At 53.3% G+C, this 14761-nt stretch carries 17 protein-coding genes; 8 read left to right on the top strand and 9 right to left on the bottom strand.

What is annotated here, in order from left to right:
- Positions 1-13 precede the first annotated feature (13 nt).
- The 8 genes from QSV34_RS05040 to QSV34_RS05075 all read left to right on the top strand — a co-directional run bounded on the left by QSV34_RS05040 (position 14) and on the right by QSV34_RS05075 (position 5197).
- A complete protein-coding gene (locus QSV34_RS05040; protein WP_289152528.1) occupies positions 14-202 on the top strand; it encodes a DUF3094 family protein in 189 nt (62 codons plus the stop codon).
- 18 nt (positions 203-220) lie between these two features.
- Positions 221-883: a hypothetical protein gene (locus QSV34_RS05045; protein WP_289152530.1), complete on the top strand. Its 663-nt coding sequence runs from the start codon at positions 221-223 to the stop codon at positions 881-883.
- A gap of 116 nt (positions 884-999) precedes the next feature.
- Complete coding sequence (locus QSV34_RS05050; protein ID WP_289152532.1) at positions 1000-1671, top strand: glutathione S-transferase family protein; 672 nt, start codon at positions 1000-1002, stop codon at positions 1669-1671.
- Positions 1672-1760: 89 nt separating this feature from the next.
- Entirely contained in the window at positions 1761-2135 is a 375-nt protein-coding gene (locus QSV34_RS05055; protein WP_289152534.1) for a hypothetical protein, read from the top strand.
- 114 nt (positions 2136-2249) lie between these two features.
- On the top strand, positions 2250-2969 hold the full coding sequence (locus QSV34_RS05060; RefSeq protein ID WP_289152536.1) for a sterol desaturase family protein: 720 nt from the start codon (positions 2250-2252) through the stop codon (positions 2967-2969).
- Complete coding sequence (locus QSV34_RS05065; RefSeq protein ID WP_289152538.1) at positions 2962-3513, top strand: rhodanese-like domain-containing protein; 552 nt, start codon at positions 2962-2964, stop codon at positions 3511-3513. The genes QSV34_RS05060 and QSV34_RS05065 overlap by 8 nt, the downstream gene beginning before the upstream one ends.
- A gap of 78 nt (positions 3514-3591) precedes the next feature.
- Positions 3592-4008 carry a rhodanese-like domain-containing protein gene (locus QSV34_RS05070; protein ID WP_289152539.1) on the top strand — a complete coding sequence of 139 codons (417 nt, stop codon included), beginning with the start codon at positions 3592-3594 and terminating at the stop codon, positions 4006-4008.
- 175 nt (positions 4009-4183) lie between these two features.
- On the top strand, positions 4184-5197 hold the full coding sequence (locus QSV34_RS05075) for a hypothetical protein (RefSeq protein WP_289152541.1): 1014 nt from the start codon (positions 4184-4186) through the stop codon (positions 5195-5197).
- Positions 5198-5204: 7 nt separating this feature from the next.
- Here the strand turns inward: QSV34_RS05075 and QSV34_RS05080 are convergent, their stop codons facing one another.
- From QSV34_RS05080 to QSV34_RS05120, 9 genes are all read right to left on the bottom strand, one after another.
- Positions 5205-6662 carry a M48 family metalloprotease gene (locus QSV34_RS05080; protein WP_289152543.1) on the bottom strand — a complete coding sequence of 486 codons (1458 nt, stop codon included), beginning with the start codon at positions 6660-6662 and terminating at the stop codon, positions 5205-5207.
- A gap of 11 nt (positions 6663-6673) precedes the next feature.
- A complete protein-coding gene (locus QSV34_RS05085) occupies positions 6674-7384 on the bottom strand; it encodes a hypothetical protein (protein ID WP_289152544.1) in 711 nt (236 codons plus the stop codon).
- A complete protein-coding gene (locus QSV34_RS05090) occupies positions 7371-8066 on the bottom strand; it encodes a hypothetical protein (RefSeq protein WP_289152545.1) in 696 nt (231 codons plus the stop codon). Before QSV34_RS05090 ends, QSV34_RS05085 begins: the two co-directional genes overlap by 14 nt.
- A gap of 96 nt (positions 8067-8162) precedes the next feature.
- Positions 8163-9140: a VWA domain-containing protein gene (locus QSV34_RS05095; protein ID WP_289152547.1), complete on the bottom strand. Its 978-nt coding sequence runs from the start codon at positions 9138-9140 to the stop codon at positions 8163-8165.
- Positions 9141-9150: 10 nt separating this feature from the next.
- A complete protein-coding gene (locus QSV34_RS05100) occupies positions 9151-10215 on the bottom strand; it encodes a VWA domain-containing protein (protein ID WP_289152549.1) in 1065 nt (354 codons plus the stop codon).
- A gap of 15 nt (positions 10216-10230) precedes the next feature.
- Positions 10231-11490 (bottom strand): hypothetical protein, encoded by a 1260-nt coding sequence (locus QSV34_RS05105; protein ID WP_289152551.1) that lies wholly within the window; start codon positions 11488-11490, stop codon positions 10231-10233.
- 133 nt (positions 11491-11623) lie between these two features.
- Positions 11624-12424 carry a MotA/TolQ/ExbB proton channel family protein gene (locus tag QSV34_RS05110; protein WP_289152552.1) on the bottom strand — a complete coding sequence of 267 codons (801 nt, stop codon included), beginning with the start codon at positions 12422-12424 and terminating at the stop codon, positions 11624-11626.
- 43 nt (positions 12425-12467) lie between these two features.
- Positions 12468-12671: a hypothetical protein gene (locus QSV34_RS05115; RefSeq protein WP_289152554.1), complete on the bottom strand. Its 204-nt coding sequence runs from the start codon at positions 12669-12671 to the stop codon at positions 12468-12470.
- A gap of 23 nt (positions 12672-12694) precedes the next feature.
- Positions 12695-14761 carry a PEGA domain-containing protein gene (locus QSV34_RS05120; RefSeq protein WP_289152555.1) on the bottom strand — a complete coding sequence of 689 codons (2067 nt, stop codon included), beginning with the start codon at positions 14759-14761 and terminating at the stop codon, positions 12695-12697.

Raw genomic sequence — 14761 nt, forward strand, 5'->3', positions numbered from 1 at the left:
CAGGAACACATCGATGCGCAGCGAAGACGAACTCTACCCGGAAGACCTGGAGCGGGTACGCAAAGTCACCACCAGTGGCGTTCACTCTGTAAAACGCCAGCCGTTTCGTTTCTGGCGACTGCTGTTAGCTGTGTGGCTGGTGATTTTGTTTATGAGCGGCATGGCATGGCTGGTGGCGCAAAAAGTGGGCCTATTGGTGTAGCTGAAAGCGAGAGGACGGATGGCTACCAAAAAACGGATAAAATTTCTTGCTGGGCATGATTATGGAACAGGCGGTACAGCTATGTTTATTTATGCTGATAGCGTTGAGCAAATGAAAGATATGTTCCCAGGACAAGGAGATGGCTTTTGGGATGGTGATGTTGACAATCATCCCACAGTGCTGCGCTCTAGTTCAGCTGGGCGCCCCCTAAAAGAATTCGATATTGACGACGAAGTAATTCAGAATTGGTCAAAATTATCAATAGGGTCTTACCAACATCACCCTAATCCGAGATGGCGTAATTACCAAGGATCTTGGCCCGAAGGAAAGGTTGTTGATCCTGATAAATGGAACCCGTTAGATAACAGGTTTTCACCCTATGCCTCGATGCTCGAAAAGTTCGCAGAAAGCCATCAGCTCAGAATTAAACGTTATTATCACGGTCAGCCTTGCTGGAGCTTTTACGTTAAACCTTCAGTTGAAGAGCATGCTAAGTTAGATTTACATATTAATGACTTCGGTGACATGTTATTGAGCACTTTTTGGTGGGTCGATGATAATAGCTCTGGTAGTGTGCATAGAGAATTAAAAATACGAGAAAGTACTCCGATAACTGATGATGGACAGTTGGCTTTGCTTATGGAGCGTCAACTGAATAAGATTTTGAAGAGTACGATTTAATACTATGCCGAAATCTGGTGCTAATGAGTAAGCATCTTTAGCTTGATCTAGCACAGGACATTTTTCGATTTTCTGTTCTATGCTTTGCTTAACAGTGATAAAAAGGGAACAAAGCAATGAGCATCTATACCGACCCTATTCTGGTTATCGGCAATAAAAATTACTCCTCCTGGTCGCTGCGCCCTTGGCTGGCGATTCGCAAGGCGGGGGTACATGTAGAGATTAAACGGCTGCCTCTGGATACTGAGGAATTTGCCAGGGAAATTGGCAACTATTCACCCACTGGCAAAGTACCAGTATTGGTTGATGACACTCGCACAGTGTGGGACTCGCTGGCCATCTGTGAATACATCAGCGAAAACATGGACGAAGGCCACCTGTGGCCCCCCAACTACGCCGAGCGCGCCTGGGCTCGTTCTATTAGTGCGGAAATGCACTCCGGCTTCCCCCACCTGCGCAATGCTATGCCCATGAATTGCCGCGCTACCGGGCGCACAGTGCCGATGACCGACGGATTGGAGAAAGACATTGCCCGCATTGACCAAATCTGGACAGAGTGCCGCCAAAAACACGCTCATATTGGCCCCTGGTTGTTTGGCGGATTCACTATCGCCGATGCCATGTACGCGCCGGTGGTGCTGCGCTTTAACACCTACGGTGCAAACCTCAGTGACGATTCCAGGCAGTATATGCAGCACGTGCTGAACGATCGGGATATTCAGCAGTGGATGGCGGATGCGGCGGAGGAAACTGAGGTTGTGGCGGCGGATGAGGCGGGGGAAGAATGAGGGTCGCATTTATAGTTTTTCTCATTTTGATGCCAATTTTGACCTGTGCGGAGATTAATTTTCCAAAAGAGTGTCCAAGGAAAGGAGATATGGCCGTAATCGAGGATACTTCCAAGTGGGCAGATGTCTGTTTTAGGGCAGTGAATGGGCGTGACCCAAATAGGGATTTAGGGGAAGCGAAAACAATTTACAGAGATGTAGATTTGGATGGTGTGCGTGAAAAACTTGAGATTCGCGGAACCGGCAATAGGCTCAAACAAATATATGTATTTAAACTGGCTGAAAGTGGGTATTTGTATACGGGTTGCTTGCCTGCTCATCCTAGTTTTTTTGTTGCAAAAAATATGAATGATGAAGTGCTTATACTCAATGTGTTTTCTATGGGTAGTGGTCATATTGAGTTACAGGAAATCAAGTATATTGATAATGAATATAAAATTGTTTCTGTGGCTCGAGCTCATTAGTTGTTTATGGTTTTTTTTGAAACTAACGAAGTAGCTGTTCGTATTTGTGTTTTCGCAAGCATATTTATACTGATGGCTCTATTGGAAACAATATTCCCCAGAAGGCAACGTGTATTGCCCAGAACTCGCCGCTGGCTGACCAACTGGGGTTTGGTCATTATCGATGCTCTGACTTTACGAGTTGTTTTTCCTATATTGGCTGTGGGTGTAGCAGTTATTGCCTCACAAAAAGGCTGGGGGTTATTCAATATTCTGGCTTTACCTTTGTGGTTGGAAATAACCCTGGCGGTGGTGCTTCTGGATTTGCTGATCTACGCCCAGCATGTGCTGTCTCACAAAGTGCCTTTGCTGTGGCGCCTGCATAAGGTGCACCATGTGGATCGGGATATCGACGTCACCACGGGCGCCCGTTTTCATCCTTTGGAAATTCTCTTTTCCATGGTTTACAAAATGCTCTGTGTGTTGCTTGTGGGGCCAGCAGCAGCAGCGGTGATTTTATTTGAGGTGATTCTGAACGGTTCCGCTATGTTTAATCACGCCAACGTGCGTTTGCCGAAGAAGCTGGATGCGTTGCTGCGTTCAGTCATTATTACCCCGGATATGCATAGAGTTCATCACTCAGTCATTGCGGGAGAGACTGACAGTAACTACGGCTTTTTTCTGTCGTGTTGGGATCGCTGGTTTGGCACCTATGTGGAAGAGCCTCGCGATGGTCACGATGGTATGACTATTGGCCTTGCCGTTTACCAGGATAATCGCCCGGCTTCTTTGTGGTGGAGTTTGTTGTTGCCGTTCAAGCCTGTTCGACGGTCGCGGGTGACTGGCAATGAATAAACGGCGCTTGCCTCAGATAGCAATAATCGCTGTGGTATTCGCAGGTTTGATTGTCGCTGTATTGTTAGCAAACAAGCCTCGATTGGAAGACATTCATCAGACGATTTTGGCGGACTACCGCAACGTTGAGCATATATCCGCAGAGCAGTTAAAAGCCCTTGAACCGGGTGAACTGGTTATTTTTGATGTGCGCGAGGACAGTGAGTTCCTAGTCAGCCATATGGACGGTGCTTTACAGGTGGAGCCAGGACTTTCCGCTGACGAGTTTATGGATCAATACGGCAATCAGCTGGTGGGGAAAACCGCGATCTTTTACTGCTCGGTAGGGCGGCGTTCTTCAGCATTGATATCCGATTTGGCGCCAAGGCTGTCGGTAACGACCAAGGCCTATAATCTGAGCGGAGGTCTGTTCCAGTGGCATAATCAGGGGCGTGAACTGGTGAACGATGAGGGCGAAATGATTCAGGCAATTCACCCCTACAACCGTTATTGGGGCCAGTTGATTGTGGATAAAAGTGCCATTCGCTTTGATGTGGATGACTAACCGTCTGAATAATTAATGTCATGAAATTGCTTTGTTGCGCTGGCAATGACAACAATTTCTTTACCAAGGTAAATAACGATGAAGAAAGCAATCCAATGGTTTTTGGCGGCGATGATATTTGCCTGTGCAGTTGTCCAGGCAGACGTTGCAGACGAGGTTGGTCAACTGAAAAATGGCATTCGCCATCTGGATGGCCAGCAGGCCGGCCAAGTAGTTGAACAACACCCGGAAGTCTTGGTGTTGGATATTCGCACCCCGAAAGAATTCGCTGAAGGCCATATTGCCGGAGCGCTGAATATCGATTACTACAGCGATGACTTTAAACAAAACCTGTCACAGCTGGACAAAAGCAAAACCTATCTTGTGCACTGCCGCTCCGGTGGCCGCAGTGGGCGCTCCTTAAAATTATTCAGGGAATTGGGTTTTGAAAAAGTTATTCATCTCGATGGAGGCATAAAAGCCTGGAAATCGCAGAGCTTGCCGCTTGAGAAATGATTCTATTTATTTTTTCGGCATATAATGAGTGCCGAAAAATTATATCTATATTGATTAATCATCATTCTTCTGAATAAATCTATTAAGCTATGAAGTAAGGCAATAATACAGTTTGTGTTCTTGCTATATTATTTTGATATTTAAAGATTATTGGAAGCTGTTAGAGATAATAATTATGAACTTGAAGTTGGGTGTTTTTGTGATTGGCTTCGTTCTCTCTTTTTCTGTTTTCTCAGATGAAAGTGAAACTTCCGGGTTAACTCATTATGAACAGATAACGTTAAAATTACTGCTTTCAGACAATATAGAAAATCTGCGCCTTGGGTTGAGAAATGTTATATATAACCACGCTGATCGAAGGTCTTTGCAAGATGTTGTTGCCCATATCTTTACGGAATACGAAACTGGGGGCAGGGTATTTCATAAGGATACATTTGCTTTGATTCTTCGTGCCCTTGGTGAGAGCAGGTCAAAGAGGTATGCCCAGCTTATACAATCGGCTGTTGATCACAAAGAAAGCAAGGTCCAAAAGTACGCGCGCAAGGCAGTACGAAAGCTCAAACGCAGCGATCCGGCTTTTGTAGCCAGTGCTGGATGGCGGGATATGGCCCAAAGCCTTGTTTTGTCATCAGGAGGTGAAAAGTCAGGTAGGTTGAGTGATATTCAGCGGGATACTCATGTAAATGATGTTGCGAGCAAATTGGGTGTTCCAGACAGGGTTGGAGTCACATTCCTAAGTAAGCATAAACCGTTTGTTGGGACAATTCGTCATCCATTTTTAACATTGATATATGAGGATAGAGGCCGCGTTGTATTTAATTGGCTTCGGAGTGAATGGTTGGTACATCGCGTGGAACCGTCGCGCCATGCTGAAAAAAGCGCAGGGGAGTTTGCCAAGGATATTCAGTCTGGCTCTGGGCATTATTTACGTGTGCTGGCGCGCCAGATGTACGAGGCAAGAGAGAATGATCCGGAAAAAATCGCTTTAATTATTGATCGCATCCGCCGAGATATACACACAAAAGACCGCAATCTAGTTGATGCTTTTTCCTGGTTCTGCAAGACCATTGGTCGAACAGAGGAAGAAGGGTATCGAAACTTCCTTCTTGAAGTGGCAGATAAGGCGAGTTCAGCAAAATTACGTCGGCATGCTAAATCGTCGATAAAACTGATTGGTGCTACCCGTTAAAAGTTACTCAACGAATAATCTTTATCCACTCACCGGGCTTTGGTTCCCCTCGGGAAGGGTAGCCGTTGATAATGCGTAGCTCCTGTTCGCCAAACTGCCCCAGTTTTAAAAACTGCGACAGTTTTCTGAAGGTGACTCCTTCCTTGGCTTTTACGTAGCTGATGGTTTTGGTCTTGCCCGCCGCCAGAGCGCGGGTTGATATGGCCCGAAAGCTGCCGATGACTTTGCCAAAGTGTTCTTCGCCCTGCTTGGCGTCACCACCTTCCAGTACATCGCCGCGGAATACAACGGCGTAGCGGCTGTGATAGATCACCGCGATGCGCTGTTGTTTGCCATCGGCGGTAGTCACGTAGCCACGGCTGCCGTTGAGTTTGGCCTGGGTGAAATCCTCGGCTTTTTTCAGTGTTTCGCCCAGTTTGTTTTTGATGTACATGCGCGGGGTATCTCTGGTGCGCGCTTGCACGTCGATGGTCATGCGGTAGTGCTGGTCGGCGTCATTACCGGTATAGGTTTTGTCTTTGCCGATAAATTGCCAGCCATCCGGGTGGTCAAACTGGAATTTGAGTTTTTCGTCTTTGACACGGTTTTTACGGGGCGGTGGGGCGCGGAAATTGGTGCCCCAGGGCAGGCCATTGGTGGCGATACGAAATGGGGTGACATTGGCGTCTGCGTCCAGCCCTTCTGACAGTTTGCCCGCTTCGGCCACCACTTCCAGCAGGCGTTTGTCATTGCGCGGGTGAGTGGCGAACAGGCCGTGGTAGGACTGTACTTTTCTACCGGTTTCCCGTGCCTTACGTTTTTCCAGGTTTTCGTTGTCTTTGAGCAGCGAAATCACTTCGATCATGGCGCTGGGTGGGTAACCAGAGTTAAACAAGAACCTGGCCCCCAGCTGATCCGCCTCCAATTCCATATCGCGGCCGTAACCGCGTACCACAGTTTGGCCCCACAGAGAGCTGGCTTCTGCCACGTCGCCGCTGCCAGTGAGCACGCCTAGAATGCCGGAAACAATATTGCTGGTGGTGTTGGCCCGGTTCTGCCGCGCGGCGTGTTTGGCGGTAATGTGCCCCACCTCATGGGCCAGTACCGCGGCCAGTTGGGCTTCACTGGTCATGTAGCTGATCAGGCCGCGGTTGATGTAAACGTAGCCGCCGGGGGTGGCAAAGGCGTTGATGTCTGGGCTGTCGATAACCGTAAAAACGTATTCTTCGTCGGGGCGGTCAGAGCCGGCAACAATGCGGTGGCCCACTTTGTTGACGTACTCCACCAGCCTGGGTTCTTCGTAAATGGCGGATTCGGCGATGGTCTGGTCGTAAATCTCTTTACCGATTCGCGCGTCCTTTTTCGACCAGGCGTGAGCCGAAACGGAAACAGCCAGAGCACCAATAGCGAGCAGTGCAGTTAGCGTGCGACGTACGACCTGCGACGTGCGACCATTCAGATTCGAAGTGATTTTCTTTCTGCCCACGACGTTACCTGCTACTCACCATCAAAGAATGTAGACAACTGATTGCCCATGCCTTCGCAGGCTTCTGATTGCACCTGCGCGATAAAGGGCACTGGGGCAACCACGGCAATCATGTATGAGGTGCCTTCGGTATCCACCCGCACCCGGCCTTTTTCTTCCATTTCCTGAATGTCCCAGATGATGGCCTCGTAGGAAGACAGGCGATCCCAGCTGGCAAAGCCGAAGCAGCCGCCGCCTGCCGGGCTGATGGTGCAGCTCAGGGAGCCGCTACTGTCAGTGGTTTCGGTATTGCCATCGACCCACACCATGTAGCGCACGCCCATAGCGGCAATCTGGTTGGCGATGGCCTGGTCGTTCATCAGCCTTTCCATGCGGCGCAACTTCAAAGGCGCGGTGCGCGGTTCAAACCAGGGGTAAAGCTGGTTGAGGAAGTTTTGTTCGTTGACAACATCCACTTCTAATTTGCGGTTAAGGCGTTTGCCGATGCAGCTGATCAAGTCGGGTTCGGTTTCGTGGTCGCCCAGATGGCGGCGCCCCAGAATCACCATGGATTCATTGTCATTGAGGGTAATGTCGCGCACCCCGGCGTCGCGGTATTCATCGATGGTTGTGGTGGTGGAGCAGGCACCGAGTGCCAGGGTTGCTGCCGCCATGGCCAGCGCGTAGAGGGTTGATTTGATGCTCATGGCCTTCTCCGTACCAGTGGCTTTATCCTCGTTCATGATTGCCCTCCACAGTGGTTTGGGTTTGCGGCTCGGAGGCCGCTGGAGTGTCGCTGGTTGCTGGTGCTGGCTGTTGCCGCTTGCGGGCGGCCTGGCGTATCAGCCAGCCTTGCACTTCCGGCACTCGCACAAATCCGGTAGTCATACGGGCACCGGCGTCGCGCAGAGCGACCACACTGGCCAGATTTAGCGACCGGGCGCTGGATTTGAGGGTGGCGGTAGGGGTTTTGCCGTAACAAGTCATCAGCCAGTCAGCGATGGAACTGCCATCGCCGTCGTACACCTGCATGTTGTATTTGATCCACACTTCGTAGACTTTCAGGCGGTTGTCTTTGGGGGTGGCAATCTGGATTTCTTCCACATTGGGTACGATCACCAGATCGATATCCGGGGTGGCAGCCTCGCGAGATTCCAACAACGTGCTGTTGGCGAACATGCCAGAAAACAGGTTGCTGTACATGCGGGTCTGGGCGTCTCCCAGCTTGATTTCAATATTGTCGCGAGTGAACACGTAGTCTTTGAAAGCGTCGTCAAAAACAATGCCGACGTCGTAGGGAATGGGTTTGGCCAGTGGGCTGGGGTAATCGCCGGTGACGGTGACGTTGGTGGAACAGGCGGACAGCAGCAACGCGCTGGCTGCAAATAGCGGCACTAACCAATTTTTATGTGTTTTTGTTGCCATTACTGTTATTCCCGTAGGGTGGATTAGCGTAATCCACCGACCTGTTTTGGTGGATTACGCTTACGCTAATCCACCCTACATTTATGGGCAAGGACTTTAATTAAGGCCATTCAGCCCCACAAAGGTTCCGCCGTTGCGGTAGCTCATCTCCCGCATCAGATTGGCGAAACGCACTGCCGATGCCGGTACGCCATTACCCATCATGTGTACCGGAAAGCCCACGCAGTGGATGCGCACCAGGCGCTGGCCGCTGCGCTGGGCGTTGAGGCGATCCACCACGTCCAATACCCGGCGCACCGACTGGCCCTGATAGTCGTCGCCGAATACGTAAATGCTGATTTTCTTGTCGCGGTCGTAAAACGAGCGAATCGCTTTTTGAATACCTTCGACCGGGCTGGAATTACTGAACGGTGTCCAGGTATTAAGCCGTTGCACAATGGCGCGGCGTCGGGTGGGGGTATCTTCAATCCAGCGATTTTTGTAGCTGGAAAACATGTAACCGCCCTGGTCGTTCATTACCTGAATGCCTTTTACCTGGGGGTAAATATCAAGGATATTGATCATTTCCCGGCGCACTCGCGCCCAGGCGGTTTGCATACTGCCGGAGGTGTCCACCACAAAAATGACGTATTCGCTGTCTACCGGAATACCGCCCACGGTGTCGTCTGTACGTTTGTGGTCGGCGCCCAGCAGGCGCTCCATTTCCTCGGTGAGAATCTGTAGCGCCAGGGTGAGTTCTTCTTCCTCAGTGGTATCCACCTGAGAGACCGCCTTGCGTTGTTTTTCCACACTGGCCAATTGTTCCTGTAAACGGGCGATTTTCAGCTGCAGGTTGGAGAGTTGCTCCTCTTTGGAACGCAGCTGACGGTTGATAACAGTGGTTTCGCCGCGGATATCAAACAGCTCTTTTTGCAAGTCCTTAAAAGAGCCATCCAGGTCGGTAGACTCCTCAAATGCCGTGCTTTCGACAGTTTTGGCGATCAGCAGCAACAGCACAATGGCGCCAAAACCACAGCTGATCACGTCCAGAAAGGAGATGTTCATTTCGGCCACGGAGCTGCGTTTCTTTTTCATTGTTCGTCTCCTATGGCCAATCTCTGGAGGGGCTTAAAAACGACCCCTGGGTGGCCAGCGCCAGGCGCCAGAATGCTGCCGCAGCCGTGGGGTCGCCCTCGAAGGGGAACAGCACTACATTCACTGGCAGGTTGTTGGGCAACGCTTCCAGGGCGCGGCTGAACAGACGTTCCCGGTCACGCCCGGTAATGGTGGCGCGGCGCGGCGGTTGATGCCCCTGGGTGGGCAGGCCGTCAGTAATCAAAAACAGGTTGTCCGGGCGCGGCTGCAACTGGTTGATGGCGCCAAATGCGTTGATCAGGCTGGTGCCTTCTCCGGGCACAACATCGTTCAGGTTGTCGAACAGTTGATCCAGTTCCTCCGGGTCGGCGACGCTGGCGTAGTCGCTGTGGTCCAGCTCCACCACCTTGTTGGTGTCGGTGTTAAAGGTGACTACCTGCACCTGGGTGGAGGGGGGCATTTGCGATACCAGCCACTCCACGGTTTTCAGTGCCCGTTGCCATTTGTCAGCGCGCTTTTTTTCTGCATCACTGCGGTTGCGGGTGATCACAGTATTGACGATGTCTTCCGCTAACATGCTGGCAGAGGCGTCCAGTAGAATCAGCACGTTACGCCCTCCCAGCTTGATGCCAGTGAGGTATTGGCGATCCCCCTGGCCCACAAAACGGCGGGTGTCGTTGGCGCGGGACTGGTCTTCCAGGGTAGAAATTTCCTCTTCCAGCTCTTCCACTTGCTTGCGCAAGGTGGCGACTTTTTCTTCCGGGTCGGTCTGGGCGCTCAGCTCCCGTTCCAGCTGTTGGATACGCTCGACAATGCGGTCGGAAAGCCCCTGGGCTTCGTCGTTGTTCTGCTCCACATCCGCCAGGGTGTTGCGCAAAATCACCAGCTCCTCACGGCCTTCGCGAATATCTTCCTGCAGCAGTTTTACCTCGGCGGCGATATTGGGGTCGGCGGTGGTGATGGTGGTGGGGTCGTGCTTGAGAATCAAAAACAGCAGAGTGACGGCGCCAAAACCACAGGCCATGATGTCGAGAAACGACAAGCTGAAGGGACTGAAGCCACGTTTTTTTGCCATGCTCCTGTGCGCCCCTTAATCCACAACAATCAGTTGCAGACGGTGTTGCTGCAGTTGGATGATGGCGCCGGGCTGCAGCGGTGACGGAGCACTCACATCCACTTCAGAGGGTGTTTGCAGCACCAATCCGGAGCCGTTATTGGTCAACACCAAATCTGCCTGTTCAGGCTCACAGGGTTCCACATCGCTGCCTGTAGCGCGCAACGCCAGTTGCTCGCCAATGGCCAGTGCCCGATGGCCCACCAGCAGGTGGCTGGCTTGTGGCGCAGGGGTAGTGTCGGCGACGGGTGCTTGCGCAGCCACTTGCAGAGCGTTGATAAGATGCAGGGATTGGGGATCGCTACACAGCTGTTGCTGGTGACCCAGGCAACCTTGTAGCACGGCATCACTTGCCAGTACCTGATGCTCTCCCAAACGTCGCCGCAGGCCGGGAATCTGCGCTGCCCGGTGGCTCAGGTACAGGGTTTCGCCGTTTTGCCACAATTCTTCCACCGCCTGTTGCAGTTGCTTGAGACGCGCCTCGGCGCTGGCCAACAGCGGTTCGCGCATCAGGTTGATTTCAAAGTTACCTTTGCCGCTTTTCAGTGACACTGCGACCTGTGGTTCCCGCTGCAAGCTGGCGAGCCAGTGGGGCAGTTGGTCGTAGAGCTGTTGCTCACCCTCAGCGGTGTGCAGTGGATCGTAGCGGTACTGGCTAATAAACTGGTCGGCCACCTGATGGGCCCAGTGGTCCAGCAGTTGTTTCAAGCCCAGGTTGCTTACCGCTTCATGGTCAACACTGCACAGTTCACCGCGCTTATCGAGGCGGGTGATCAGCGACTGATGCTGTTGGATATCAAGGTGCAGTGCGGTGCCAGTTGGCGGCTGTGTGCTCACTGCTGCCAGAGCACTGTCCACCAAACCCACTGCTTCAAAAGGCAGTGCCTTGGCCAACCCCAACAGCAACCCCAGTTGTTCGCGGTTAAAACTGCCGGGCACGGCGAGAATGACTTGTCCGGGCTCGCCGCTGTCTTTGTGAAGCTGTTGCAGTTGCGCGTAGGCCAGGTCGGCGTGGTGGCGGGCGCTGTTGGTATGAACCGCCAGAGGAGTGAGGTTAAGCTGCTGCCAGTACTGTTGGAAACTTTGCTGCGGATTTAGCCAGGCACGGCTGCGAGCGGCCTCACCGGTGACAATACCGCCATCCGCCAGTCGGGCAAAACCGGGGCTGTGTTGCCAGTTGTCGGCACTGCTGCCGTGGCCGATGGCGCTGTCGTTGAGGTCGAATACTGCCAACATTAAAAAGACCTTGGTCGCACGTCTGACGTCGCACGTCGCACGCGGTATTGGTTTTTAGCGTGCGACGTCAGACGTGCGACGTGCGACCGCTTTCCAGTGGCTCGGGCTTCAACTGTCTTCAAGGTCATGTTGATTAGTCAGTCTTTAAGTGTCTTAACAGTTTGCTATCCACATAGCTGTGGCTGTCCAGCACCAGGCGTTCCTGCAGCAGTTGCAGTTGGTGCACCAGGAACATCACCACGATGCTGATTACCAGAGCGATCAATGTAGAGTTAAACGCCACACCCAGTGCGGCGGTGACACCGGCGATGTCGCCCTGCACCGCTTTGTCTGCTTGCCCCAGGGCTTCACCGATACCGCGCACAGTGCCGATAAAGCCGATGGAGGGAATCGCCCAGGCGATGTAGCGCACCATGGAGAGTTCCGAGTCGAGGCGGTCGGATTCTTTCTCGCAGGTGTCGTTGCTCACTTCCGACACTCCCTGGATATTGCGGGTGGTGGCAAAGCGTTGCAGGGCGGCGCTGAGAATGCGCGGCAGCAGGTATTCCTGCTGCTCTGTCGGCAGGGCCTGGATGGGGCGCGCCAGCTGTCGTGAGTCTTCCGGCAGGATACGCGAGCCCTCGTCGATCTGGATCAGTTTTAGTTGCAACAGGCTGCGCTCTTTCAGGGAGCGGCGCGCCTTGTAGCCCATGATCGCCATGGCCCAGAACATCAGGATAAAACAGGCTTCCTGTTCGTAGTCCTTGAGCACCACGTAGAGGGAGCGCTCTGCCACGACGACTTCACCGGCGGCCTCCCGTTCCAGCTGGGCCTGCATGATGGCGTTGGCGTTGGGACGGATCAGGGCCACGTAAATGGCGTGCACCATGATCAGTGACAGGATCAGGGCAAAGATCTGGAAGAAAAACTCTCTCGAGGCGGCTTGCTGTCTCATGCTTGTTTACTCATGTTTGTTCTCTCATAGCTTTGATGGCCTGTTAAATATCGGTAGGGAAGGGCACGGAGTAATCTTCCGACAGCTCTTCCGTGGGTTTGAAAATGACAGGCTTTTTAGCTTTCTTTTTATCGTTCTCTTTGGACTGCTCCTGGCCGTCTTTCTTCTCTGGTTCTTTCGGCTGCTCCGCCGCGACGGCAGCGAGAGTCAGTAGTGCAGCGGTAACAAATGCCAATCGCTTTTTCATGATCAATTCCTGTTTAGTCGTTGCTACTCAACGTAACGGGCGATGCGAAAGCCGACATCGTCACGGGGTGCCTTGCCGTAGTCGCGGAACGACAAGCGCAATTCAGTGATGCTGCTGTGGCGCCAGCTGGAACCGCGAATCACGTGGAATTCGCCATCTTCCGGGCCGGTTGGGTCTACTACCTTCTTGCCGCCCAGGCTGATTTCAATGCCGTAAAAATCGTTGACCCACTCCGCTGCGTTGCCACTGAGGTCGTGAATGCCGTAGTGGTTGGCGGCAAATTTACCTACTGGCGCGGTTACTGGGTGACTGTCGTTGTAGCCTTTGACCACACTAGGGGTGATTTTCGCCGCGGAATTATCGGCGTAGTTACCGGCTCCGCTGGTTGGGGGGTAGGTATTGCCCCAGCTGTATTTCAGTGGGTAGTTACCGGTGTGACGCGCCGCCCAGGCCCACTCCGCCTCGGTGGGCAGGCGGTAACCGGTGGCGTCGGCGTTGATGCCGGTCACTTTGTTGTCTTTGGTTTGGTAGAACAGCGGCAGGCCTTCGCGGGCGCTGAGCCAGTTGCAGTACAACGCCGCTTGCTCCCAGCTGACATTGACCACAGGCTGCTTGGCGCTGGACAGGGTGACGCCTCCGGTCTGGCGAGAGAAGTGAGTGCTGTCAAACGCCATAAAGTCCTTGTTGGTGACTTCATGAGTGGCCAGGTAGAAGGGCCGTTTAAGGATCACCTGGCGCTGCACCTCGTTGGCACGGCGGCCCGGCTCACGGCGGGATGCTCCCATGGCGAACACGCCTTCCGGGCGGAACAGCTTTAATCCCTGACCCAATTCGGTGTTTATCTGCTTGGGAATGGCGGCCCAGCGGGCTTGGGTTTCGGTCAGCAGTTTGAATTGCATCAGCTGCTCAATGCCGGGGCGCGGGGTGAAGTTGCGGCTCTGGCTGGCGTAGCCCTTGCGGCGCACTTCGATGCGGTGGGGCTTGGCGGGCAGGGGGAAGCTGTCGCCGCCATTGCCGCGCAATGTGCCGTTGATAAATACCTGTGCATCGCTGGGGGTGGTGGTGACCTGCAGGGTGCCGGTTTCCGCTGCCAGTTTTACTGCCAGCTGTTGCTCGTTGCCGGACGGCACGGTGACCGAGCGGCGGCTGGTGAAATAGCCTTCCAGAAACAGGGATAGGTTGTGTTGGGTACCTGGTTGTAGTTCCAGTTCCAGAGGTGTCTGGCCGCGGAAGGTGCCGTTGACGGTGACCGAAGCCCCTGCCGGGTTACTGCTGAGACGCAGCAAGCCGTCCACTTTGTCGAGCACAATATCGTCAACGGACAGGGATTCGCCGGCGCCCACCTGCAATTTCTTATGCCAGGATTTATGCCCCGGCAACTGGACTTTGACTTCTTCTCCCCAGGTGAGCAACTCGGTAGTGAGTGGTGTGACGCCGCGCTTTTCACCGGAAACAAACACATCGGCCCCGGCGGGGCTGGAGGTTAACTGCAACTGGCCCCAGGCCGGGTCAAGGCTGACGTCCAGCTCCTGAGTCTGATCCAGACCAGTGATATCGACAGTGAGGCTGCGTGTAAAGTGACGCGCTGCTGCCAGTTGCAACTGGTGTTCGCCAGGGCTGAGGTCGCTGAGGCGCAGCGGGCTCTGGCCCACCACTTCGCCATCAAGGGTTACCTCTGCTCCCTGGGGCTGGCTGCTCAGCTGTAGGTGGCCGGGTTTTTTCTCAAGAATCAGTTCAAAACGCTGGTTGTCATCTTCGCTAACATCGATTTGCTGAGTCAGGGTGTGGTAGCCCTCGGCGCTGGCGCGAATGGAATAATTGCCGGGGCGCACCAGGTAACTGTCGGACAGCTGGAACACCAAACCGCCTTCCACCTCCACCGAGGCACCTGCCGGGTCGGCGTCAAAAAAGATCGCTTTGGCGGTGAGCAAAAACCAAAGAACTGTCGCAGCGAACAGCAGCGCCACGGCAATGGCAATGGCCACCGGGTGTACCCGCTTGCGGCGCACAATGGGGCCGTCGAGGGGGGCAAAGTCCGCTGGCGTGATGGTTTGTGGAGACTCTTTTGAAGGCTGTGAATTATCGGCCAC

It is taken from the genome of Porticoccus sp. W117 (assembly GCF_030341905.1).
In the GTDB taxonomy this organism is placed as follows: domain Bacteria; phylum Pseudomonadota; class Gammaproteobacteria; order Pseudomonadales; family Porticoccaceae; genus SCSIO-12696.

What these genes read in the sequence shown, in the direction of transcription:
- QSV34_RS05040 (WP_289152528.1), top strand. Translation starts at nt 14, where the DNA reads ATGCGCAGCGAAGACGAACTCTACCCGGAAGACCTGGAGCGGGTACGC.
- QSV34_RS05045 (WP_289152530.1), top strand. Translation starts at nt 221, where the DNA reads ATGGCTACCAAAAAACGGATAAAATTTCTTGCTGGGCATGATTATGGA.
- QSV34_RS05050 (WP_289152532.1), top strand. Translation starts at nt 1,000, where the DNA reads ATGAGCATCTATACCGACCCTATTCTGGTTATCGGCAATAAAAATTAC.
- QSV34_RS05055 (WP_289152534.1), top strand. Translation starts at nt 1,761, where the DNA reads ATGGCCGTAATCGAGGATACTTCCAAGTGGGCAGATGTCTGTTTTAGG.
- QSV34_RS05065 (WP_289152538.1), top strand. Translation starts at nt 2,962, where the DNA reads ATGAATAAACGGCGCTTGCCTCAGATAGCAATAATCGCTGTGGTATTC.
- QSV34_RS05070 (WP_289152539.1), top strand. Translation starts at nt 3,592, where the DNA reads ATGAAGAAAGCAATCCAATGGTTTTTGGCGGCGATGATATTTGCCTGT.
- QSV34_RS05075 (WP_289152541.1), top strand. Translation starts at nt 4,184, where the DNA reads ATGAACTTGAAGTTGGGTGTTTTTGTGATTGGCTTCGTTCTCTCTTTT.
- QSV34_RS05085 (WP_289152544.1), bottom strand. Translation starts at nt 7,384, where the DNA reads ATGAACGAGGATAAAGCCACTGGTACGGAGAAGGCCATGAGCATCAAA.
- QSV34_RS05090 (WP_289152545.1), bottom strand. Translation starts at nt 8,066, where the DNA reads ATGGCAACAAAAACACATAAAAATTGGTTAGTGCCGCTATTTGCAGCC.
- QSV34_RS05095 (WP_289152547.1), bottom strand. Translation starts at nt 9,140, where the DNA reads ATGAAAAAGAAACGCAGCTCCGTGGCCGAAATGAACATCTCCTTTCTG.
- QSV34_RS05100 (WP_289152549.1), bottom strand. Translation starts at nt 10,215, where the DNA reads ATGGCAAAAAAACGTGGCTTCAGTCCCTTCAGCTTGTCGTTTCTCGAC.
- QSV34_RS05105 (WP_289152551.1), bottom strand. Translation starts at nt 11,490, where the DNA reads ATGTTGGCAGTATTCGACCTCAACGACAGCGCCATCGGCCACGGCAGC.
- QSV34_RS05110 (WP_289152552.1), bottom strand. Translation starts at nt 12,424, where the DNA reads ATGAGACAGCAAGCCGCCTCGAGAGAGTTTTTCTTCCAGATCTTTGCC.
- QSV34_RS05115 (WP_289152554.1), bottom strand. Translation starts at nt 12,671, where the DNA reads ATGAAAAAGCGATTGGCATTTGTTACCGCTGCACTACTGACTCTCGCT.